This window comes from Terrisporobacter hibernicus, assembly GCF_020809405.1.
GTDB lineage: Bacteria > Bacillota > Clostridia > Peptostreptococcales > Peptostreptococcaceae > Terrisporobacter > Terrisporobacter petrolearius.
The window spans coordinates 1,834,505-1,856,317 of record NZ_CP081135.1 but is presented as its reverse complement, the minus strand read 5'-3'; the positions used below and the strand labels follow the sequence as shown (position 1 = coordinate 1,856,317).

8 protein-coding genes, 43 tRNA genes and 3 rRNA genes are annotated in these 21,813 nt (G+C 37.5%); all 54 read left to right on the top strand.

All coding sequences use genetic code 11. From position 1 onward, the window contains the following. Positions 1 to 268 precede the first annotated feature (268 nt). Positions 269 to 1,773, top strand: a 16S ribosomal RNA gene (locus JW646_RS09200). Positions 1,774 to 1,968: 195 nt separating this feature from the next. Continuing rightward, a 23S ribosomal RNA gene (locus JW646_RS09195) occupies positions 1,969 to 4,866 on the top strand. A gap of 115 nt (positions 4,867 to 4,981) precedes the next feature. After that, positions 4,982 to 5,098, top strand: a 5S ribosomal RNA gene (rrf, locus tag JW646_RS09190). Together the 16S, 23S and 5S rRNA genes with 43 tRNA genes alongside form the textbook arrangement of a ribosomal RNA operon. Before the next feature lie 5 nt (positions 5,099 to 5,103). Further along, positions 5,104 to 5,178, top strand: a tRNA-Asn gene (locus JW646_RS09185). Positions 5,179 to 5,187: 9 nt separating this feature from the next. Then, positions 5,188 to 5,277: transfer RNA gene (locus tag JW646_RS09180), tRNA-Leu, on the top strand. Between the two features lie 13 nt (positions 5,278 to 5,290). Next, a tRNA-Met gene (locus JW646_RS09175) sits at positions 5,291 to 5,366 on the top strand. Between the two features lie 12 nt (positions 5,367 to 5,378). After that, positions 5,379 to 5,453 (top strand) — tRNA-Glu (locus JW646_RS09170). 1 nt (position 5,454) lies between these two features. Next, a tRNA-Gly gene (locus JW646_RS09165) sits at positions 5,455 to 5,528 on the top strand. A 14-nt stretch (positions 5,529 to 5,542) separates the two neighbouring features. Next, positions 5,543 to 5,618: transfer RNA gene (locus tag JW646_RS09160), tRNA-Val, on the top strand. Positions 5,619 to 5,635: 17 nt separating this feature from the next. Continuing rightward, positions 5,636 to 5,712, top strand: a tRNA-Asp gene (locus JW646_RS09155). A 22-nt stretch (positions 5,713 to 5,734) separates the two neighbouring features. Beyond that, positions 5,735 to 5,809, top strand: a tRNA-Thr gene (locus JW646_RS09150). Between the two features lie 5 nt (positions 5,810 to 5,814). Next, positions 5,815 to 5,899: transfer RNA gene (locus tag JW646_RS09145), tRNA-Tyr, on the top strand. 10 nt (positions 5,900 to 5,909) lie between these two features. Next, positions 5,910 to 5,993 (top strand) — tRNA-Leu (locus JW646_RS09140). A 22-nt stretch (positions 5,994 to 6,015) separates the two neighbouring features. Continuing rightward, positions 6,016 to 6,090: transfer RNA gene (locus JW646_RS09135), tRNA-Gly, on the top strand. A 21-nt stretch (positions 6,091 to 6,111) separates the two neighbouring features. Beyond that, positions 6,112 to 6,188 (top strand) — tRNA-Arg (locus JW646_RS09130). Positions 6,189 to 6,197: 9 nt separating this feature from the next. Continuing rightward, a tRNA-Gln gene (locus tag JW646_RS09125) sits at positions 6,198 to 6,273 on the top strand. Positions 6,274 to 6,282: 9 nt separating this feature from the next. After that, positions 6,283 to 6,358, top strand: a tRNA-Lys gene (locus JW646_RS09120). 7 nt (positions 6,359 to 6,365) lie between these two features. After that, positions 6,366 to 6,454 (top strand) — tRNA-Ser (locus tag JW646_RS09115). 3 nt (positions 6,455 to 6,457) lie between these two features. After that, positions 6,458 to 6,533 (top strand) — tRNA-Phe (locus JW646_RS09110). Between the two features lie 14 nt (positions 6,534 to 6,547). After that, a tRNA-Met gene (locus JW646_RS09105) sits at positions 6,548 to 6,624 on the top strand. 22 nt (positions 6,625 to 6,646) lie between these two features. After that, positions 6,647 to 6,723, top strand: a tRNA-Ile gene (locus JW646_RS09100). Positions 6,724 to 6,734: 11 nt separating this feature from the next. Beyond that, positions 6,735 to 6,811: transfer RNA gene (locus JW646_RS09095), tRNA-Pro, on the top strand. Positions 6,812 to 6,826: 15 nt separating this feature from the next. Next, a tRNA-His gene (locus JW646_RS09090) sits at positions 6,827 to 6,903 on the top strand. Positions 6,904 to 6,915: 12 nt separating this feature from the next. Further along, a tRNA-Lys gene (locus JW646_RS09085) sits at positions 6,916 to 6,991 on the top strand. A gap of 8 nt (positions 6,992 to 6,999) precedes the next feature. Beyond that, positions 7,000 to 7,074: transfer RNA gene (locus JW646_RS09080), tRNA-Cys, on the top strand. Between the two features lie 3 nt (positions 7,075 to 7,077). Further along, positions 7,078 to 7,152: transfer RNA gene (locus JW646_RS09075), tRNA-Asn, on the top strand. A gap of 7 nt (positions 7,153 to 7,159) precedes the next feature. Continuing rightward, positions 7,160 to 7,249: transfer RNA gene (locus JW646_RS09070), tRNA-Leu, on the top strand. A 50-nt stretch (positions 7,250 to 7,299) separates the two neighbouring features. Further along, positions 7,300 to 7,374: transfer RNA gene (locus JW646_RS09065), tRNA-Glu, on the top strand. Between the two features lies 1 nt (position 7,375). Then, positions 7,376 to 7,449: transfer RNA gene (locus JW646_RS09060), tRNA-Gly, on the top strand. A 14-nt stretch (positions 7,450 to 7,463) separates the two neighbouring features. After that, positions 7,464 to 7,539, top strand: a tRNA-Val gene (locus tag JW646_RS09055). Positions 7,540 to 7,554: 15 nt separating this feature from the next. Continuing rightward, positions 7,555 to 7,631, top strand: a tRNA-Asp gene (locus tag JW646_RS09050). A 15-nt stretch (positions 7,632 to 7,646) separates the two neighbouring features. Then, positions 7,647 to 7,721, top strand: a tRNA-Thr gene (locus tag JW646_RS09045). An 11-nt stretch (positions 7,722 to 7,732) separates the two neighbouring features. Beyond that, positions 7,733 to 7,817: transfer RNA gene (locus JW646_RS09040), tRNA-Tyr, on the top strand. Between the two features lie 11 nt (positions 7,818 to 7,828). Then, positions 7,829 to 7,912, top strand: a tRNA-Leu gene (locus JW646_RS09035). Positions 7,913 to 7,929: 17 nt separating this feature from the next. Continuing rightward, positions 7,930 to 8,006 (top strand) — tRNA-Arg (locus JW646_RS09030). A 9-nt stretch (positions 8,007 to 8,015) separates the two neighbouring features. Continuing rightward, positions 8,016 to 8,091: transfer RNA gene (locus JW646_RS09025), tRNA-Gln, on the top strand. 52 nt (positions 8,092 to 8,143) lie between these two features. Continuing rightward, a tRNA-Ser gene (locus JW646_RS09020) sits at positions 8,144 to 8,232 on the top strand. Positions 8,233 to 8,237: 5 nt separating this feature from the next. Beyond that, a tRNA-Phe gene (locus JW646_RS09015) sits at positions 8,238 to 8,313 on the top strand. 14 nt (positions 8,314 to 8,327) lie between these two features. Then, positions 8,328 to 8,404 (top strand) — tRNA-Met (locus tag JW646_RS09010). A 23-nt stretch (positions 8,405 to 8,427) separates the two neighbouring features. Then, positions 8,428 to 8,504, top strand: a tRNA-Ile gene (locus JW646_RS09005). A gap of 10 nt (positions 8,505 to 8,514) precedes the next feature. Continuing rightward, positions 8,515 to 8,591: transfer RNA gene (locus tag JW646_RS09000), tRNA-Pro, on the top strand. A gap of 35 nt (positions 8,592 to 8,626) precedes the next feature. Then, positions 8,627 to 8,703: transfer RNA gene (locus JW646_RS08995), tRNA-His, on the top strand. A gap of 12 nt (positions 8,704 to 8,715) precedes the next feature. Next, positions 8,716 to 8,791 (top strand) — tRNA-Lys (locus tag JW646_RS08990). 9 nt (positions 8,792 to 8,800) lie between these two features. Next, positions 8,801 to 8,875, top strand: a tRNA-Cys gene (locus JW646_RS08985). A 9-nt stretch (positions 8,876 to 8,884) separates the two neighbouring features. Then, positions 8,885 to 8,961 (top strand) — tRNA-Arg (locus JW646_RS08980). An 18-nt stretch (positions 8,962 to 8,979) separates the two neighbouring features. Beyond that, positions 8,980 to 9,055: transfer RNA gene (locus tag JW646_RS08975), tRNA-Val, on the top strand. Between the two features lie 133 nt (positions 9,056 to 9,188). After that, a complete protein-coding gene (locus JW646_RS08970) occupies positions 9,189 to 9,602 on the top strand; it encodes a hypothetical protein (RefSeq protein WP_148558556.1) in 414 nt (137 codons plus the stop codon). Positions 9,603 to 9,984: 382 nt separating this feature from the next. Further along, entirely contained in the window at positions 9,985 to 13,419 is a 3,435-nt protein-coding gene (locus tag JW646_RS08965; protein WP_228417305.1) for a pyruvate carboxylase, read from the top strand. A gap of 250 nt (positions 13,420 to 13,669) precedes the next feature. Next, entirely contained in the window at positions 13,670 to 15,601 is a 1,932-nt protein-coding gene (locus tag JW646_RS08960; protein ID WP_206925886.1) for an elongation factor G, read from the top strand. Between the two features lie 186 nt (positions 15,602 to 15,787). Further along, entirely contained in the window at positions 15,788 to 16,252 is a 465-nt protein-coding gene (locus tag JW646_RS08955; RefSeq protein ID WP_228417304.1) for a CtsR family transcriptional regulator, read from the top strand. A 4-nt stretch (positions 16,253 to 16,256) separates the two neighbouring features. Then, on the top strand, positions 16,257 to 16,796 hold the full coding sequence (locus JW646_RS08950) for a UvrB/UvrC motif-containing protein (protein ID WP_228417303.1): 540 nt from the start codon (positions 16,257 to 16,259) through the stop codon (positions 16,794 to 16,796). Between the two features lie 12 nt (positions 16,797 to 16,808). Beyond that, positions 16,809 to 17,813: a hypothetical protein gene (locus tag JW646_RS08945; protein ID WP_228417302.1), complete on the top strand. Its 1,005-nt coding sequence runs from the start codon at positions 16,809 to 16,811 to the stop codon at positions 17,811 to 17,813. An 11-nt stretch (positions 17,814 to 17,824) separates the two neighbouring features. Next, entirely contained in the window at positions 17,825 to 20,275 is a 2,451-nt protein-coding gene (locus JW646_RS08940) for an ATP-dependent Clp protease ATP-binding subunit (protein WP_228417301.1), read from the top strand. Positions 20,276 to 20,428: 153 nt separating this feature from the next. After that, positions 20,429 to 21,796: a DNA repair protein RadA gene (gene radA, locus JW646_RS08935; RefSeq protein WP_074920406.1), complete on the top strand. Its 1,368-nt coding sequence runs from the start codon at positions 20,429 to 20,431 to the stop codon at positions 21,794 to 21,796. Positions 21,797 to 21,813 lie beyond the last annotated feature (17 nt).

The following is a 21,813-nucleotide window of genomic DNA, read 5'->3' as shown; positions in this document are numbered from 1 at the left end:
TTTTAAAAAGTATTGACTCTTAGTTAATAGGATGATATAGTATTACTTGTCCTTGAGACAGGGACAAAACGTCAACGAAAAACTTCTTAAAAAAAGTTATTGACAAAGAAAAACAGCTTTGGTAAAATAAAGAAGCTGAAACAAGCAAAGAACTTTGAAAATTAAACAGTAGGTTAACAATAAATTAATTCTTTAAGAATTAAACTGAAATAACAAACAAACCAAGCCAGATATTCAGATAATGATTAGTCTGAGCAATGGACAACTTTTTTATGAGAGTTTGATCCTGGCTCAGGATGAACGCTGGCGGCGTGCCTAACACATGCAAGTCGAGCGATTTACTTCGGTAAAGAGCGGCGGACGGGTGAGTAACGCGTGGGTAACCTGCCTCATACACATGGATAACATACCGAAAGGTATGCTAATACAGGATAATATAAGAGATTCACATGGATTTTTTATCAAAGCTCCGGCGGTATGAGATGGACCCGCGTCTGATTAGCTAGTTGGTAAGGTAATGGCTTACCAAGGCGACGATCAGTAGCCGACCTGAGAGGGTGATCGGCCACATTGGAACTGAGACACGGTCCAAACTCCTACGGGAGGCAGCAGTGGGGAATATTGCACAATGGGCGAAAGCCTGATGCAGCAACGCCGCGTGAGTGATGAAGGCCTTCGGGTCGTAAAACTCTGTCCTCAAGGAAGATAATGACGGTACTTGAGGAGGAAGCCCCGGCTAACTACGTGCCAGCAGCCGCGGTAATACGTAGGGGGCTAGCGTTATCCGGATTTACTGGGCGTAAAGGGTGCGTAGGTGGTTTTTTAAGTCAGGAGTGAAAGGCTACGGCTCAACCGTAGTAAGCTCTTGAAACTGGAAAACTTGAGTGCAGGAGAGGAAAGTGGAATTCCTAGTGTAGCGGTGAAATGCGTAGATATTAGGAGGAACACCAGTAGCGAAGGCGGCTTTCTGGACTGTAACTGACACTGAGGCACGAAAGCGTGGGGAGCAAACAGGATTAGATACCCTGGTAGTCCACGCCGTAAACGATGAGTACTAGGTGTCGGGGGTTACCCCCCTCGGTGCCGCAGCTAACGCATTAAGTACTCCGCCTGGGGAGTACGCTCGCAAGAGTGAAACTCAAAGGAATTGACGGGGACCCGCACAAGTAGCGGAGCATGTGGTTTAATTCGAAGCAACGCGAAGAACCTTACCTAAGCTTGACATCCTTTTGACCGATGCCTAATCGCATTTTTCCCTTCGGGGACAGAAGTGACAGGTGGTGCATGGTTGTCGTCAGCTCGTGTCGTGAGATGTTGGGTTAAGTCCCGCAACGAGCGCAACCCTTGCCTTTAGTTGCCAGCATTAAGTTGGGCACTCTAGAGGGACTGCCAGGGATAACCTGGAGGAAGGTGGGGATGACGTCAAATCATCATGCCCCTTATGCTTAGGGCTACACACGTGCTACAATGGGTGGTACAGAGGGCAGCCAAGTCGTGAGGCCGAGCTAATCCCTTAAAGCCATTCTCAGTTCGGATTGTAGGCTGAAACTCGCCTACATGAAGCTGGAGTTACTAGTAATCGCAGATCAGAATGCTGCGGTGAATGCGTTCCCGGGTCTTGTACACACCGCCCGTCACACCACGGAAGTTGGGGGCGCCCGAAGCCACTTAGCTAACCCTTTTGGGAAGCGAGTGTCGAAGGTGAAATCAATAACTGGGGTGAAGTCGTAACAAGGTAGCCGTATCGGAAGGTGCGGCTGGATCACCTCCTTTCTAGGGAGAATTAACCTACTGTTTAATTTTGAGGGTTCTTTGAACACTCAATTTGTACTTACTTGTTAAGTACCTAGTACTTTGAAAACTGCATAACATTTAGTGATATGACATTATATAAAGAAGAAGATAAACTTCTTAAAAAAATATATCATATAAAGAAGATAACTTTTAAAAATATCAACTTTGATAACTGGTCAAGTTATTAAGGGTGTAGGGCGAATGCCTTGGCACTAGGAGCCGATGAAGGACGCGATAAGCTGCGATAAGCTTGGGGGAGTTGCACGTAAACTGTGATCCCAAGATTTCCGAATGAGGAAACTCACTTAGAGTAATGTCTAAGTATCGTATAGTGAATACATAGCTATATGAGGGAACCCGGGGAACTGAAACATCTAAGTACCCGGAGGAAGAGAAAGAAATTCGATTCCGTAAGTAGCGGCGAGCGAACGCGGAACAGGCCAAACCAGTGAAGTTTTCTTCACTGGGGTTGCGGACATATCATAACGAAGAGGCTATTGTAGACGAAGAGAGTTGGAAAGCTCCGCTATAAAGTGTAAAAGCCACGTAGTCAAAACAAGAAGACTTCAGATATGATCCAGAGTACCACGGGACACGTGAAACCCTGTGGGAAGCAGGAGGGACCATCCTCCAAGCCTAAATACTACCTAGTGACCGATAGCGTATAGTACCGTGAGGGAAAGGTGAAAAGAACCCCGGGAGGGGAGTGAAATAGAACCTGAAACCCTACACTTACAAGCTGTAGGAGCACATTATTTGTGTGACTGCGTACTTTTTGTAGAACGGGCCAACGAGTTACGTTACCTAGCAAGGTTAAGCACTTAAGGTGTGGAGCCGCAGCGAAAGCGAGTCTTAACTGGGCGTATAGTTAGTTGACGTAGACCCGAAACCGGGCGACCTATCCATGGGCAGGTTGAAGCGAAAGTAAAATTTCGTGGAGGACCGAACCCACGAGCGTTGAAAAGCTCGGGGATGACCTGTGGATAGCGGTGAAATTCCAATCGAGCCCGGAGATAGCTGGTTCTCTCCGAAATAGCTTTAGGGCTAGCCTCAAGATTTAGAGAAACGGGGGTAGAGCACTGAATGTCCTAGGGGGTATTGCACTTACCGAAGACTATCAAACTCCGAATACCGTATTCTTATGCTTGGGAGTCAGACTGTGGGTGATAAGATTCATAGTCAAAGGGCAACAGCCCAGATCGTCAGCTAAGGTCCCTAAATGTACGTTAAGTGGTAAAGGATGTGGGATTGCACAGACAACCAGGATGTTGGCTTAGAAGCAGCCACTCATTTAAAGAGTGCGTAATAGCTCACTGGTCGAGTGATCCTGCGCCGAAAATTTCCGGGGCTAAAACGTACTACCGAAGCTACGGCATCATTTATGATGGGTAGGAGAGCTTTCTATACGGATTGAAGCATTACCGTAAGGAGATGTGGACTGTATAGAAGTGAGAATGTTGGCATGAGTAGCGAGATGTGGGTGAGAATCCCACAGGCCGTAAACCCAAGGTTTCCAGGGGAAGGTTCGTCCGCCCTGGGTTAGTCAGGACCTAAGCCGAGGCCGAAAGGCGTAGGTGATGGACAACAGGTTGATATTCCTGTACCACCAATAACCGTTTGAGAAATGGGATGACACAGTAGGATAAGCTAACCGCACTGTTGGTTATGTGCGGGCAAGTATTGAGGCAGTTCAGGTAGGCAAATCCGCCTGAATAATGCTGGGGTACGATGCGGAGCGAAATTTAGTAGCGAAGTAGCTGATTTCACACTGTCGAGAAAAGTCTCTATCGAGGTTAAAGGTGCCTGTACCGCAAACCGACACAGGTGGGTGAGGAGAGTATCCTAAGGCCAGCCAGAGAACTGTTGTTAAGGAACTCGGCAAAATGACCCCGTAACTTAGGGAGAAGGGGTGCCATGGAAACATGGCCGCAGAGAATAGGCCCAAGCGACTGTTTACCAAAAACATAGGTTTCTGCTAAGTCGCAAGACGATGTATAGGAGCTGACGCCTGCCCGGTGCTGGAAGGTTAAGGGGATCTGTTAGGGTAACCGAAGCAGTGAACTTAAGCCCCAGTAAACGGCGGCCGTAACTATAACGGTCCTAAGGTAGCGAAATTCCTTGTCGGGTAAGTTCCGACCCGCACGAAAGGCGTAACGATTTGGGCACTGTCTCAACAACAGACTGGGTGAAATTGTAATACCGGTGAAGATGCCGGTTACCTGCGACAGGACGGAAAGACCCCATGGAGCTTTACTGTAGCTTGACATTGAGTCTCGGTGCTACATGTACAGGATAGGTGGGAGGCTATGAAGCATGGACGTCAGTCTGTGTGGAGCCATCCTTGGGATACCACCCTTGTAGTACTGGGATTCTAACCAGCTGCCTTGAATCAGGTAGTGGGACACTGTCAGGTGGACAGTTTGACTGGGGCGGTCGCCTCCTAAAGAGTAACGGAGGCGCTCAAAGGTTCTCTCAGTACGGTCGGAAATCGTACGTAGAGTGTAAAGGCAGAAGAGAGCTTGATTGCAAGACATACAGGTCGAGCAAGGACGAAAGTCGGACTTAGTGATCCGGTGGTACCGCATGGAAGGGCCATCGCTCAACGGATAAAAGCTACCCTGGGGATAACAGGCTGATCTCCCCCAAGAGTCCACATCGACGGGGAGGTTTGGCACCTCGATGTCGGCTCATCACATCCTGGGGCTGTAGTAGGTCCCAAGGGTTGGGCTGTTCGCCCATTAAAGTGGTACGCGAGCTGGGTTCAGAACGTCGTGAGACAGTTCGGTCCCTATCCGTCGCAGGCGTAGGAAATTTGAGGAGACCTGTCCTTAGTACGAGAGGACCGGGATGGACGTACCGCTGGTGTACCAGTTGTTCTGCCAAGGGCATAGCTGGGTAGCTAAGTACGGAAAGGATAAGCGCTGAAAGCATCTAAGCGCGAAGCCTACTTCGAGATAAGATTTCCCACCGTAAGGTTAAGACCCCATGAAGACTACATGGTTGATAGGTCAGAGGTGGAAGTGTGGTAACATATGTAGCTTACTGATACTAATAGGTCGAGGACTTGACCAAAAAAATAATGGAAACATTAAATGTTAGCAGTTTTGAAAGTACTAAAACTTTCAAAAAATAAAAAGTTGACAATGTATTAAATAAATGTTATTATAATACTTGTTCAACAAAAAGATGTGGTTATTATAGCAAAGAGGATACACCTGTTCCCATTCCGAACACAGAAGTTAAGCTCTTAAGCGGCGATGGTACTTGGGGGGCGACCCCCTGGGAGAGTAGCACGTAGCCACGTCATGTTCCAAGGTAGCTCAACGGTGGAGCACTCGGCTGTTAACCGATAGGCTGAGGGTTCGAGTCCCTCCCTTGGAGCCAAGAAAGTATGCCGAAGTGGCGGAACTGGCAGACGCACAGGACTTAAAATCCTGCGAAACTTATACTTTCGTACCGGTTCGATTCCGGTCTTCGGCACCATACTTTTTAATATCGCGGAGTGGAGCAGTTGGCAGCTCGTCGGGCTCATAACCCGAAGGTCACAGGTTCGAGTCCTGTCTCCGCAACCATTTAAATATTGTGGCTCATTGGTCAAGCGGTCAAGACACCGCCCTTTCACGGCGGTAACAGGGGTTCGATTCCCCTATGAGTCACCATGCGGGTGTAGCTCAATGGTAGAGTTCCGGCCTTCCAAGCCGGCTGTGAGGGTTCGATCCCCTTCACCCGCTCCATTTAAATTTATCCCGGGACCATAGCTCAGCTGGGAGAGCACCTGCCTTACAAGCAGGGGGTCACAGGTTCGAGCCCTGTTGGTCCCACCATAAAAACATACAAATGCGGCCTGGTAGTTCAGTTGGTTAGAATGCCAGCCTGTCACGCTGGAGGTCGAGGGTTCGAACCCCTTCCAGGTCGCCAAAATACTTCTTATAAACACTATGCTGGTGTGGCTCAACGGTAGAGCAGCTGACTTGTAATCAGCAGGTTGTAGGTTCGATTCCTATCACCAGCTCCAAACATGGAGGATTTCCCGAGTGGCCAAAGGGGGCAGACTGTAAATCTGTTAGCTGTGCTTTCGGTGGTTCGAATCCACCATCCTCCACCAAAAGAAGTATGCGGATGTGGCGGAATTGGCAGACGCACTAGACTTAGGATCTAGCGCCATTGGCGTGGGGGTTCGACTCCCTTCATCCGCACCACTTTTTTAACTATACCTAGTATGCGGGAATAGTTCAGTGGTAGAGCGCAACCTTGCCAAGGTTGAAGTCGCGAGTTCGAATCTCGTTTCCCGCTCCAAACAAAACAAACAATATATGTGGGTGCATAGCTCAGCTGGATAGAGCAACGCCCTTCTAAGGCGTGTGTCCGGGGTTCGAATCCCTGTGCGCTCACCACTTATATATTGGGGATTAGCCAAGTCGGTAAGGCACATGACTTTGACTCATGCATGCGTAGGTTCGAGTCCTGCATCCCCAGCCATATAAATATGACTCATTAGCTCAGTCGGTAGAGCACTTGACTTTTAATCAAGGTGTCCGGAGTTCGAATCTCCGATGGGTCACCATTAACTTGGAGAGGTGTCCGAGTGGTTTAAGGAGCTGGTCTTGAAAACCAGTGATGCTTAACGGCACCGTGGGTTCGAATCCCACCCTCTCCGCCAGATGCCCAGATAGCTCAGTCGGTAGAGCAGGGGACTGAAAATCCCCGTGTCGGTGGTTCGATTCCGCCTCTGGGCACCATATTTAAATATTGTGGCGGTATAGCTTAGTTGGCTAGAGCGTTCGGTTCATACCCGAAAGGTCACAGGTTCGACTCCTGTTACCGCTACCATTTAAATTTTAATAATAAACGTGGACCATTAGCTCAGTTGGTTAGAGCGCCCGGCTCATAACCGGTAGGTCTGGGGTTCGAGTCCCTGATGGTCCACCACTTTTTTAGTTCGAGGTGTAGCGCAGTTTGGTAGCGCACTTGGTTTGGGACCATGGGGCCGGGGGTTCGAGTCCCTTCACCTCGACCACTTTTATCAATTATGGTGGGTATAGCTCAGTTGGTTAGAGCGCCAGATTGTGGCTCTGGAGGCCGTGAGTTCGAATCTCATTATCCACCCCATAAAAAATATATGACTCATTAGCTCAGTCGGTAGAGCACTTGACTTTTAATCAAGGTGTCCGGAGTTCGAATCTCCGATGGGTCACCACTAAATATGGCGACATGACCAAGTGGCTAAGGTAGAGGACTGCAACTCCTTCATCCCCAGTTCGAATCTGGGTGTCGCCTCCATATTCCAAGGTAGCTCAACGGTGGAGCACTCGGCTGTTAACCGATAGGCTGAGGGTTCGAGTCCCTCCCTTGGAGCCAAGAAAGTGCCGAAGTGGCGGAACTGGCAGACGCACAGGACTTAAAATCCTGCGAAACTTATACTTTCGTACCGGTTCGATTCCGGTCTTCGGCACCAATTTTGCGAGACAAATGAGTAAGCGCAAAAAAAGTAAATGACATATGAATGGCTCATTGGTCAAGCGGTCAAGACACCGCCCTTTCACGGCGGTAACAGGGGTTCGATTCCCCTATGAGTCACCATGCGGGTGTAGCTCAATGGTAGAGTTCCGGCCTTCCAAGCCGGCTGTGAGGGTTCGATCCCCTTCACCCGCTCCATTTAAATTTATCCCGGGACCATAGCTCAGCTGGGAGAGCACCTGCCTTACAAGCAGGGGGTCACAGGTTCGAGCCCTGTTGGTCCCACCATAAAAACATAAACGCGGCCTGGTAGTTCAGTTGGTTAGAATGCCAGCCTGTCACGCTGGAGGTCGAGGGTTCGAACCCCTTCCAGGTCGCCATTTGATTTTATCTAAGCTGGTGTGGCTCAACGGTAGAGCAGCTGACTTGTAATCAGCAGGTTGTAGGTTCGATTCCTATCACCAGCTCCATTTATATATGCGGAGGATTTCCCGAGTGGCCAAAGGGGGCAGACTGTAAATCTGTTAGCTGTGCTTTCGGTGGTTCGAATCCACCATCCTCCACCAACTTAAAGTACGCGGATGTGGCGGAATTGGCAGACGCACTAGACTTAGGATCTAGCGCCATTGGCGTGGGGGTTCGACTCCCTTCATCCGCACCACTTTTATTTTATAATGTGGGTGCATAGCTCAGCTGGATAGAGCAACGCCCTTCTAAGGCGTGTGTCCGGGGTTCGAATCCCTGTGCGCTCACCACTTATATATTGGGGATTAGCCAAGTCGGTAAGGCACATGACTTTGACTCATGCATGCGTAGGTTCGAGTCCTGCATCCCCAGCCATATTAAATTAGCAACTTAGTGCTCACTAGATAGAGCATAAAGGAAACTATAAGGAGAGGTGTCCGAGTGGTTTAAGGAGCTGGTCTTGAAAACCAGTGATGCTTAACGGCACCGTGGGTTCGAATCCCACCCTCTCCGCCAATAGCGCCCAGATAGCTCAGTCGGTAGAGCAGGGGACTGAAAATCCCCGTGTCGGTGGTTCGATTCCGCCTCTGGGCACCATATTTAAATATTGTGGCGGTATAGCTTAGTTGGCTAGAGCGTTCGGTTCATACCCGAAAGGTCACAGGTTCGACTCCTGTTACCGCTACCATTTGAATTTTAATAATATAACGTGGACCATTAGCTCAGTTGGTTAGAGCGCCCGGCTCATAACCGGTAGGTCTGGGGTTCGAGTCCCTGATGGTCCACCACTTTTTAGTTCGAGGTGTAGCGCAGTTTGGTAGCGCACTTGGTTTGGGACCATGGGGCCGGGGGTTCGAGTCCCTTCACCTCGACCATCAACTAAAAAATAAAACTAGTGCATTAGATTATGGTGGGTATAGCTCAGTTGGTTAGAGCGCCAGATTGTGGCTCTGGAGGCCGTGAGTTCGAATCTCATTATCCACCCCATAAAAAACATATGACTCATTAGCTCAGTCGGTAGAGCACTTGACTTTTAATCAAGGTGTCCGGAGTTCGAATCTCCGATGGGTCACCAATATAAAAAGGCGACATGACCAAGTGGCTAAGGTAGAGGACTGCAACTCCTTCATCCCCAGTTCGAATCTGGGTGTCGCCTCCATTTAAACATGCGCCTATAGCTCAACTGGATAGAGTGTCTGACTACGAATCAGAAGGTTGGGGGTTCGAGTCCCTCTGGGCGCACCACTTATTAATAAAAATCCCGGGACCATAGCTCAGCTGGGAGAGCACCTGCCTTACAAGCAGGGGGTCACAGGTTCGAGCCCTGTTGGTCCCACCAATTATCCTCTAGTTAACAAACTAGAGGTTTTTTAATATATAAAATAAGTTATAAATATTATTGCTTTAATAAAAAATAAAATTAATTAAAAAAATAGAGATCTTTTATATAAAAAATTAAGGAAGGTGTTATTATGTATATTATATTTGGAGAAGAAATAGTAGATAGTGAAGAAATAAAGAAAATAATTGAAGAAAATAGTAATTTTAAAGTAGATAGAGATATGTGCAAGGGAACAAAAAGAGAAGATGTTGTAGCATATCAACTAAGTATACCAGTAAAAGTATTAAATGAAAAATTAGATAAAGATTATGACTTAGATGAAATGAGCGAAGAAGATTTATTTGAAGAATATATAAATTTATCAGAAGAAATGTCTATATCACTACAAGATTTTATGCCAAAGCACTCTTTAGTAAACTCTATATCTTACAAATGGGATAATTCATCGGACGTAGTTAAAACAGTATTTACTATGGCATATATAGGATTAGGTCAATTAAAGTTAAATGATGTATCTAGAAGACTACTAAATGAGTTAGACTAGAAATACTTTTGGCAGTTTTTAAATAAATAGAACAAAATATAAATGGTTTGATAAGTACCAAAATTCAAAGTAATGAAATAATGCATAAATTAATATAATAAGTAAGATAAATCCATGTTTATTAATATAAAATAAATATGGATTTATTTTTTTATAAGTGAATATTTATTCATGACAATCGGAATATTTTAGAAAAGTATGATAAAAATATTCTATTTTTACTTAATTAAGAAATAGAGATTTGCCAAAACACAAAATATATTTACCTGTTTTTATGAATTTGTATTAATTATTAAGAAACTCTTTCATAGGGGTTCAAAAATAAAGTTTTATGGACTATAATCTTTAATATTACAACTTAAATATGGAAAAGGGGGATAATATGCTTAAAAAATTTAAAAAAGTACTAGTAGCTAATAGAGGAGAAATTGCTATAAGAATATTTAGAGCATGCCATGAATTAGGAATTAAAAGTGTTGGGATATATAGTAAAGAGGATAAATACAGTTTATTTAGAACAAAAGCGGATGAATCTTATTTAATTGGGAAAGACAAAGGACCTATAGAGGCGTATTTAGATATAGATGGAATTATTGAGCTTGCCAAAGCCAAAAATGTAGATGCCATACATCCAGGGTATGGTTTCTTAGCGGAAAATCCAGAGTTTGTAAGAAAATGTGAAGAGAACGGAATTACATTTATAGGTCCGTCTGCTGAGATAATGGAAAGAATGGGTGACAAAATAAATTCTAAAAAAGTTGCTCATAGTGTTGGAGTAGGAACTATACCTGGAGTAGAAAAAGTAATTAAAAGTGTTGAACAAGCAAAAGAAGTTGCAGACCTTATAGGGTATCCAGTAATGATAAAAGCCTCTAATGGTGGAGGTGGTAGAGGTATGAGGGTAGTTTATGATGAAAAAAACTTAGCCCTTGAATATGAAACAGCATGTAGTGAGTCAAGAAAGGCATTCGGAGCAGATTTAATTTTTATAGAAAAATATATAGAAGATCCTAAACATATAGAGGTTCAAATACTGGGAGACAAGCATGGAAACTTAGTTCATTTGTATGAAAGAGATTGTTCAGTACAAAGAAGACATCAAAAAATAATTGAATATGCACCAGCATTTTCTATAGATAAAAAAATAAGAGATGAAATTTGTGAAGATGCAGTTAAAATAGCTAAAGAAGTAGAATATGTAAGTGCAGGAACATTAGAGTTTTTAGTTGACAGCAAAGGTAATCATTACTTTATAGAAATGAATCCTAGAATTCAAGTTGAACATACAGTAACAGAAGAGGTTACAGGAATAGATATTGTTCAAAGTCAAATTCTTGTAGCTGAAGGATATAGCTTAGATAGTAAAGAGATCGATATAAAGTCACAAGAGGATGTAACAATAACAGGATATGCTATACAATGTAGAATTACAACTGAGGATCCTAAGAATAACTTTATGCCTGATACAGGAAAAATACAAGTATATAGAACTGGATCGGGTGCAGGAATTAGGCTAGATGGTGGAAATGGTTGTGCGGGATTTAGCATAAGTCCATATTATGATAGTTTATTAGTAAAGACTATATCTTGGGATAGAACATTTGAAAGAGCAATTAATAAGACTGTTAGATCTATAAATGAACTTAGGGTTAGAGGTGTAAAAACCAATATTGGATTTTTAGTTAATGTTTTACAAGATCCTATGTTTAGAGCTGGTAGATGTAGTACTAAATTTATAGATGAACATCCTAGATTGTTTAAGATAAAAGAAAGTAAAGATAGAGGAACTAAGTTACTTCAGTTTATAGGTGATGTTATAGTAAATGAAAACAAATGTATACCTAAACCTAAGTTTGAAACATTACATCAGCCAAGGATAATAACTGAAAGAGTGCCAAAGGTAGAGGGTAGTAGAGTTCAGTTTGAAAAATTAGGAAAGAAAGCATATATTGAAAAAATAAAAAATGAAAAGAAATTATTATTAACAGATACTACAATGAGAGATGCGCATCAATCTCTTATAGCAACAAGATTTAGAACTTACGATTTATTACAAGTCGCTAAAGAAACAAATGAGTACCAAAAAGATTTATTTTCACTAGAAATGTGGGGAGGAGCTACATATGATGTGGCTTATAGGTTCTTGAAAGAATCCCCATGGAGAAGGTTACAAAAACTAAGAGCAGAAATACCAGATATAATGTTCCAAATGTTATTTAGAGCATCTAATGGTGTGGGATATACAAATTATCCTGATAATGTGATAGTAGATTTTATAAAAGAATCAGCTTATCAAGGAATAGATGTTATAAGGATATTTGATTCATTAAACTGGGTTGAAAATATGAAATTGTCTATAGAAGCAGGACTTGAAACTGGAAAAATAGTAGAAGGTACAATGTGTTACACAGGAGACATATTAAACCCTAATAAGTCAAAGTATAACTTAGAATACTATATAAAAATGGCTAAAGAGTTAGAATCTTTAGGTGTAGATATAATTTGTATAAAAGATATGGCAGGTCTTTTAAAACCGTATGCTGCACATACTTTGATTAAGTCTTTAAAGGAAAATGTTAAGACACCTATTCACCTACACACTCATGATACAAGTGGAAATGGTGTGGCAACATGCTTAATGGCAGCACAAGCAGGTGTAGACATAGTAGATGCTGCATTACAAACTATGTCAGGTCTAACAAGTCAACCATCTTTAAATGCCATAGTAGAAGCTTTAAAACATACAGAAAGAGATACTAATATTGATTTATATGGATATGAAGAGCTATCAAGTTACTATGGGGATTTAAGACAAATTTATAAAAAATTCGAAAGTGGCATGAGCACTTCTTTCGCTGAAATATATGAATATGAAATGCCAGGAGGACAATATTCAAATCTAAAAGCCCAAGCTGATAGCTTTGGATTAGGAGATGATTTTGATACTCTTAAGGTAAACTACAAAGAGGCGAATCAAATAGTTGGAGATATAATTAAAGTTACACCATCTTCGAAAGTTGTAGGGGATTTAGCAATATTTATGACAAAGAATAAATTAGATAGAGGAAATATTATTGAAGAAGGTAAAAAATTATCATTCCCAGATTCAGTAGTAGATTACTGTAAAGGTATGATAGGTCAACCAGAAGGTGGAATACCAAAAGATTTACAAGAGGTAGTACTAAAAGGTAAAGAAGCCATTACTGTAAGACCTGGATCATTAATACCAGCAGCTAATTTTGATAAAGACAAAGATTATTTGAATGAAAAATTCGATATGAGATCAAACATAAGAAATATACTAAGCTATGAATTATATCCAAAAGTATATGAAGAATATTTAAAACATTTACAAGGATATAATGATATTTCTAAACTGGAAAGTGATGTATTCTTTTATGGTCTTGGCATAGGTGAAGAGTGTGATGTGGAAATAGAAGAAGGAAAAATGCTAACTATTAGTTTAAGAAATATAGGCGATGTAAAAGAAAATGGATATAGAACAATAGTATTTGATTTAAATGGAATGCATAGGGAAGTAGAAATAAAGGATAATAACTATGCAGGAAGCATTAAACAAGTAGAAACTGCTGATATGGATAATCCTTTACAAATAGGGGCTAGTATTCCTGGAAAGGTAATAAAAGTTCTTGTTAAAGAAGGAGATGAAGTGGAAGAGCATCAACCATTAATTGTTATAGAAGCTATGAAAATGGAAACTAATATAGTATCGAAAATAAATGGAAAAATAAAATCTATCCAAGTTAAAGAAAATGAAATGGTTTGTGATAAACAACTATTAATGACATTAGAATAGAATAATAATAAATTAAAAAACTCTAAAGTAGAGTAAATAACTGCTTTAGAGTTTTTTAATTCAAAAAAAGAGGAAAAATACACATGTGTGTAGAAATATATTTTAAATCCAAGGGAGAGAATGTCAAATTATTTTCTCTCGAAATAAGGTAATCGTATCTTACATAATTGGGAATATTATACATGTAAATAGTATAAAATTATTTATAACACTTGATAATTTTATATAATTAAAAAAGGTAGGTGCTAATATGAAAGTCTATGATAGTAACGATTTAAGAAATGTTGCAATACTAGGACATAGTGGATGTGGGAAATCTAATTTAATTGATGCTCTAGCATACACTACAAATATTTCAAAAAAGATGCCTAAGTTATCTGACAAAGTAAACATGACTTACAGTATAGGACTAGCTCCCATAGAATACAACGGTATCAAATATAATTTATTAGACACACCAGGATATTTTGATTTTAGCGGTGAAGTAATTTCTTCTTTAAGAGCAAGTGATGCAGCTATTATAGTAATAGATGCAACTTCTCCAATACAAGTTGGAACTGAAAAATCACTAGAATTAACTGAAAACATGCCAAAGATAATGTTTATAAATAAAATAGACAATGAAAAGGCAAGATATAAAGATGCAATAGAAATGTTAAGAGAAAAATATGACAATAAGATAGTACCAATGATAAGCCCTATATATAAAGATAAACAATTTGTTAAATTACATAATGTATTAGAAAACTTGGATGACGATTTAGATGGAGAATTCAAAGAGCAAGTTTCAAGTGTTAAAGAAGCTTTAATGGAACATATTGCTGAAACTGACGATGAAGTTTTAGATAAGTATTTTAATGGAGAAGAATTAACTCCAGAGGAAATACAAAAAGGAATAATAATAGGAATACAAAGTGGTGATATAATACCTGTAATATGTGGATCTACAATAAATAATATAGGTTCACAAGAGATACTACAAACTATAGGTTCATATATACAACCAAAAGCTATTGAAAAAGAAAATCCTTTAAGAGCTTTAGTATTTAAAACAATGGTTGACCCATTTATGGGAAAATTATCTTACATAAAAATAGTTGAAGGAAAAATGAAAAAAGATACTGAAGTAATTAATATAAATAAAGATGTAAAAGAAAAAATTGCGAATATATATACAATGAAAAATGGAGAGTTAGAAGAAATAGATTGTGCTAATGCAGGTGATATAGTTGTAGTTACAAAAATAAATTCTCTACAAACAGGAAATACGATAGCACAAAATTCAAACGCTTCCCTATTAGAAGCGGCTATTTTACCAAAACCACAAATATATTTCTCTGTAGTACCAAAAAATAAAGGTGAAGAAGACAAAATAGGAGCTTCATTAAATAAAATATCAGAAGAAGACCCTACTATACACTGGTATAGAAACCCAGAAACTAAGCAAACGTTAGTTGGTGGGCAAGGCGAGCTTCATATAAATACAGTTAAAAATAAATTAAAAGAAAAATTTGGCGTTGATGTTGACTTAGAAGATATTAAGGTTGCCTATAGAGAAACTATAAAAGGTGCTTCTGATGTTCAAGGAAAACATAAAAAACAATCTGGCGGTCATGGTCAATATGGAGATGTAAAAATTAAATTTGCAAGATCTAATGATGACTTTGAATTTGCTGAAGAGATATTTGGAGGATCTGTTCCAAAATCTTATATACCTGCGGTAGAAAAAGGATTAAAAGATTCTATGCAAAAAGGAATACTTGCAGGATATCCTGTTACAAATATAAAAGCAACATTATATGATGGATCATATCATGATGTTGACTCATCAGAAATGGCATTTAAAATGGCAGCATCAATAGCATTTAAAAAAGGAATGGAAGAAGCTCAACCAATTTTATTAGAACCTGTTATGAAATTAACTATAACTGTACCAGAAGAGTATATGGGAGATGTAATGGGTGATATTAATAAGAGAAGAGGAAAAATACTAGGAATGGAACCTGATGATAAGGGTAGACAAGTGATTTATGCAGAAGCACCTCAAAGTGAAACATTTAAATATGCAATTGATTTAAGATCTATGACTCAAGGTAGAGGATTCTTTGAAATGGAATTAGAAAAATATAGTGAAGTACCTCAGCAACTAGCATCAAAAATAATTGCTGAAGTTAATAATTAAAAAAATATATATATTGAAAGCGGCATGATATTAAAAAATATCATGTCGTTTATTTTTTATTTTATATAAAATAAAAATTTGTTTTGTTTATAATAATTAGATTATATGACTAAAATATGTATATAATATATATTAAATAATAGTCAAAGAAAGTCAAAGTTAAAAATTATTTAAGTGGTGATGTGGGTGGCTTCAATTAGTGATATAATAGAAAAATTTATTAAAGATTTAATGGAAGACAGTAATACGGTTCAAATTCAAAGAAATGAACTTGCTAATTTGTTTGATTGTGCTCCATCTCAAATAAATTATGTTTTGACAACTCGGTTTTCAAGAGAAAAAGGATATGATATCCAAAGTAAAAAAGGTGGAGGCGGATATGTAAAAATAGATAAGATTGTAAAATCAAATCAAGAACAAATTTTACATATCTTATATAAAAAAATAGATAAAGAAATAACATATATACAAGGAAAAGTACTTGTTAAGTGGTTATTAGATACAAATTTAATTAATAATAGAGAATCAAAAATAATATTATGTGCTATAGATGATAAATCTCTAAATTCACCTATACATGGGTTAAATGACATAGTAAGGGCAAAAATTTTAAAAAATATTATAGAAGAATTATTTAATATAGAGGAGTGATATTATGTTATGTCAAAAATGTCATAAGAAAACAGCTTCAGTATTTATTAGCTCCATAATAAATGGTCAAGAATCACGAATGTATTTGTGTAATGATTGTGCTAAGAACTATCCGTTATTTAATTTTAATTCACAAGATCCATTTTCCATAAAGGATGTTATGGAAAAATTTGATATAAGTGAAGATGATTCAATCGAAACCAAAAAGGAAAACTTATTAGCAATGGATAAGGACTGTGAAGAAAGTGATATTATATGTCCAAATTGTTACAGCACATATAATGAATATAGAGAAACAGGAAAAGTAGGTTGCAGTAAGTGTTACGAGGTTTTTGAAAAACAGTTAAAGCCCATACTTAGAAATATATATGGATATGAAGAGTACATAGGAAAATCTCCTAAAAAAGATAACAGTCACATATACCCAAGCAAAGAAATGATAACCCTAAAAGAAGATTTAAATAGGGCTGTGGAGCAAGAAGAGTATGAAAAAGCAGCTTATATTAGAGATAAAATAAAAGAGTTAGAAGAATGTAATGAATAGGAGGAGGGACTTATGGAAGACAACATAATTATAGGTACTCAAATAGCTCTATCTAGAAATATTACTAATTATCCTTTTCCACATAAACTAAGTCAATCAGAATCTCAAGTCATAGCAAATAAAATTAGCAATATAATATTAGAATCAGAAGATTTATATCAAGAAGACTTTATTGCATACAATATAAATGACATTAGTCAAATAGAAAAAAATACATTAATAGAGAGAAATATTATAAGTAATAAGTTTTCAACAAATGATATAGGTTCAATTATTATTAACAAAGATAAAACAAAATGCATAATAGTTAATGATGAAGATCATATAAAAATCAAGATATACGAAGACAAATTTAATGTGGATGATGCTTTTATAATTGCAAATAAAATTGATGATATATTAGAAAGTAAGTTAAACTATGCTTTTGATGATAAATTGGGATACTTGACTAGTTGCCCAGTTAATGCAGGTACAGGGCTTAAAACATCTTTTATAGCTCATCTGCCAGTATTGTCATTACAAAGAAAAGTAGATACTTATTCCAATATTGCACACAAAATAGGTGCAAATATAAAAGGTATTTCAAATGAAAAATCAAATATATTAGGTAGTATATATGAAATAAGCAATCAATCAGTTATTGGAAGATCAGAAAAAAATATTATTGAAAGTTTAAGAAGTTTGACAAAAGACATTATAAAAAAAGAAAAAGAATCTAGAAATATTGTACAAATGGAAGCTTCTATAGAATTAGAAGATGAGGTTTATAGATCTTTAGGAATATTACAAAATGCTAGAGTTATATCTGCATACGAAGCTATGAAACACTTGTCTAATATTAAGTTAGGTATTGAGATGGAACATATAAATGATATCAGCATGGAAAAAATAATTAACTTAATGAAAGGAATGAAGCCAGCTTTAAGGTTAATGTCACCTGTTACTTGTTATAGTGATACCAAAAGAGCTGATTTCTTAAGAGAAGAGTTTAGTCTAGCTAATAGAAATAAGAAATAGGAGGGATGAAAATGTACTTCAATAGATTTACTCAAAGAGCTAAAACTGCAATTGACTTAGGGGTAGAGTCAGCAAAAAGCTTTGGACATAAAATTGTAGGGACAGAGCATTTACTTCTAGGTCTTCTAAAAGAAAAAGATGGAATAGCAGCTAAAGTTTTAAATAAATTAGGAGTTACTGAAGATATTCTAGAAAAAAAGATTATAGAAATAGAGGGTAAAAATGATTCAATCACAACAGATGTAACATTAAGCCCTAGGTCAAAACAGATATTAGAACTATCGGGAGCTTTTGCCAATAAACTTAAGACAAATTACATAGGGACGGAACATATATTATTAGCGTTAGCTCAAGAAGGAGAAGGGCTTGGAATGAGAATTTTAGCATCCATAAATATTGACTCAAGAGACATTGCTGAAAGCATTATAGACATGATGGGAATAGATAATTATTCCATTGAGCCTAAGGCAGTAAATAAAGCATCATCTAGTCCAGAGAATACTTCATCAAAATTACTAGACAAATATGGAAGAAACCTTACTGAGAGTGCTAAACAAGATAAAATAGACCCTGTGATAGGAAGAACAAAAGAAATAGAAAGAATAATACAAATTTTAAGTAGAAGGACCAAAAATAATCCTGTACTAATAGGAGATCCTGGTGTGGGAAAAACAGCAATAGCAGAAGGATTGGCAATTGATATATCACAAGGAAAAGTACCAGATACATTAAAAGATAAAATTCTTTATACTCTAGATATGGGATCACTACTAGCAGGAGCGAAATACAGAGGTGAATTTGAGGAGAGAATAAAACAAGTTATAGATGAGGTTGTTAAAAAAGGAAATATAGTTTTATTTATAGATGAGATGCATACAATTATAGGTGCCGGAGCTACAGGTGAAGGCTCTATAGATGCTTCAAATATATTAAAACCTTGCTTAGCTAGAGGAGAAATACAGGTTATAGGAGCTACAACAATAGATGAGTATAGAAAGCATGTAGAGAAAGATTCAGGATTAGAAAGAAGATTTCAATCAGTTTTAATAGAAGAGCCGACGAAGGAAGATACTATAGAAATACTTAAAGGTCTTAGAGATAAGTATGAAGCTCATCATAAGGTAAAAATTACAGACGAATCTATTAAGGCAGCGGTAGAACTGTCCGTAAGATATATAACAGATAGATTTTTGCCAGATAAAGCTATAGATTTAATAGATGAAGCCGCTTCAAAGGTAAGACTAAAAGAAAATACACCACCAAAAGACATAAAAGATTTAGAAGAAAAAATAAATAATATTAAAAAAGAAAAAGAAGAGTCAGTAAGGGGTCAAAATTTTGAAAAAGCTGCAAAATTAAGAGATGAACAAAGAAAAACTCAAGAGCAGTTAGAAAAAATTAGAGATAGATGGAACAAGTCATCTAAATATGACAATGTAGTAGATGAAGAAGTAATTGCAGAAGTAGTAGGATTATGGACAGGAATACCAGTCAATAGAATGATGGAAGAAGAAACCGAAAGACTACTTAAGCTTGAAGATATATTGCACGAAAGAGTTGTAGGTCAAGATCAGGCAATAAAATCTATTTCTACAGCTATAAGAAGGGCTAGGGCAGGTCTAAAAGATCCGAATAGACCTATAGGCTCATTTTTATTCCTTGGTCCAACAGGAGTAGGAAAAACAGAACTTAGTAAAGCCTTGGCAGAAGCTGAGTTTGGAGATGAAAATCAAATAGTACGTATAGATATGTCAGAGTATATGGAAAAACATTCAGTGTCTAGGTTAATTGGTTCCCCACCAGGTTATGTGGGTTATGATGAAGGCGGTCAGTTAACAGAAAAGGTGAGAAGACACCCTTACTCAGTTGTATTATTTGATGAAATAGAAAAGGCTCATCCAGATGTATTTAATATTTTATTACAAATATTAGATGATGGTAGATTAACAGATTCTAAAGGTAGAACTGTAGATTTTAAAAACACAATATTAATAATGACATCAAACGTAGGAGCAAAAACTATTAAAAAACAAAAAACATTAGGATTTGGAAGTCCAAATGAAGAAGATAAAGAAAAAGATGAATATGAGAAAATGAAAGAAAATATTATGGTTGAACTTAAAAAGCAATTTAGACCAGAATTCTTAAATAGAATAGATGATATAATAGTATTCCATTCTCTTAACAAAGAAGATATATCTAAAATCGTAAAAATAATGTGTAAGACATTAGTTGAAAGATTAGAAGAAATGACTATAAGACTAGAAATGGATGAAGAAGCTATAAATTTAATTGCAAAATCAGGGTTTGATTTGGAATATGGAGCAAGACCATTAAAGAGATCTATTCAGAAAGAACTAGAAAATGAATTGTCAGAACTTATATTACAGGGAACAATAAAATCAGGTGATATTGTTGAAGCTACTGTAAAAGAAGGCAAGATGGCCTTTGAAGTAAAATGATTTTTTAGTTAATAGAGGGAGAAGACTCCCTCTATTTAAGGTTTAATAAAGATTTTTTGATATATTTAACAGAAATCAGAATAATATTATATGCAGATATTAACAATATATAGTACAATAAAGTAATAATAAAGCATTTAAGGGTGAATAATAATGGCAAAAATTAAAACAAAGTATGTATGCCAATCATGCGGATATGAAACTAGTAAATGGCTAGGAAAGTGTCCTGAGTGTACAAAGTGGAATACATTTGTTGAAGAAATAGAAGAAAAAAAATCTCAAAGGGAAGTTTTTGTAATAAGCAAGGGAGATTCAAAACCTATAAGCATAAACTCTATAGAGATAAAACATGAACAAAGATTTTCTACAGAGATAGAAGAGTTAGATAGAGTACTAGGTGGAGGAATTGTAAAAGGTTCTTTAGTTTTAGTAGGAGGAGATCCTGGTATAGGAAAATCCACACTATTGATGCAAGTATCTAGAAATGTTGCCTGTGCAGGGAAAAAAGTATTATATATATCTGGTGAAGAATCACAATCTCAAATAAAAATGAGGGCTCATAGATTAGGTGTTAATACTGATAACTTATTTATTTTTTCAGAAAATAATTTAAGCATAATAGAAGCCTATTTAGATAATATAAACCCAGATTTAATAATTGTGGACTCGATACAAACTGTATACAGCCCAGAAATATCTTCAGCACCAGGAACTGTAAGCCAAATAAAAGAAGGAACATCTAGATTTATGAAGATTTCTAAGAAGATGGGCATATCTACTTTTATTGTTGGACATGTAACTAAAGAAGGTTCATTAGCAGGACCTAAATTACTAGAACACATGGTGGATACAGTTTTATATTTTGAAGGTGAAAGATATAATACATATAGACTTGTTAGGGCTGTAAAAAATAGATTTGGTTCCACAAATGAATTAGGTGTATTTGAAATGAAAGATATAGGATTAATAGAACTAACAAATCCATCAGAAGTTTTAATTTCTGAAAAACCTAAAGATGTATCAGGGTCAGTTATAATATCAACTGTAGAAGGAACAAGACCAATGCTTTTAGAATTACAAGCATTAGTATCTCCAACAAGTTTTGGAATTGCAAAAAGGACAGCAACAGGAGTTGACTACAATAGAGTAGCTTTATTATTAGCTGTATTAGAAAAAAGGGTAGGATTACAAATACAAAATCAAGACGTGTACATAAATGTTGTTGGAGGTATAAAAATCAACGAACCTTCAATGGATTTAGGCATAATATTATCTGTAGCTTCTAGTTTTAGAAATATACCTATTGATGGTGATATAGTTGTAACAGGAGAAGTAGGGTTAACAGGAGAAGTTAGAGCTGTTAGCTATATAGAAAAAAGAATAGCTGAATGCAAAAAATTAGGATTTAAAAAGATAGTTATACCCAAAAATAATTATGTTACAGTAAAAGATACAAAAGGAATAGAAATCATACCGGTAGATAATCTAAGACAAGCTATAAACCTAGTATTAAGGGGGTGATGAATAAGAATGTATAA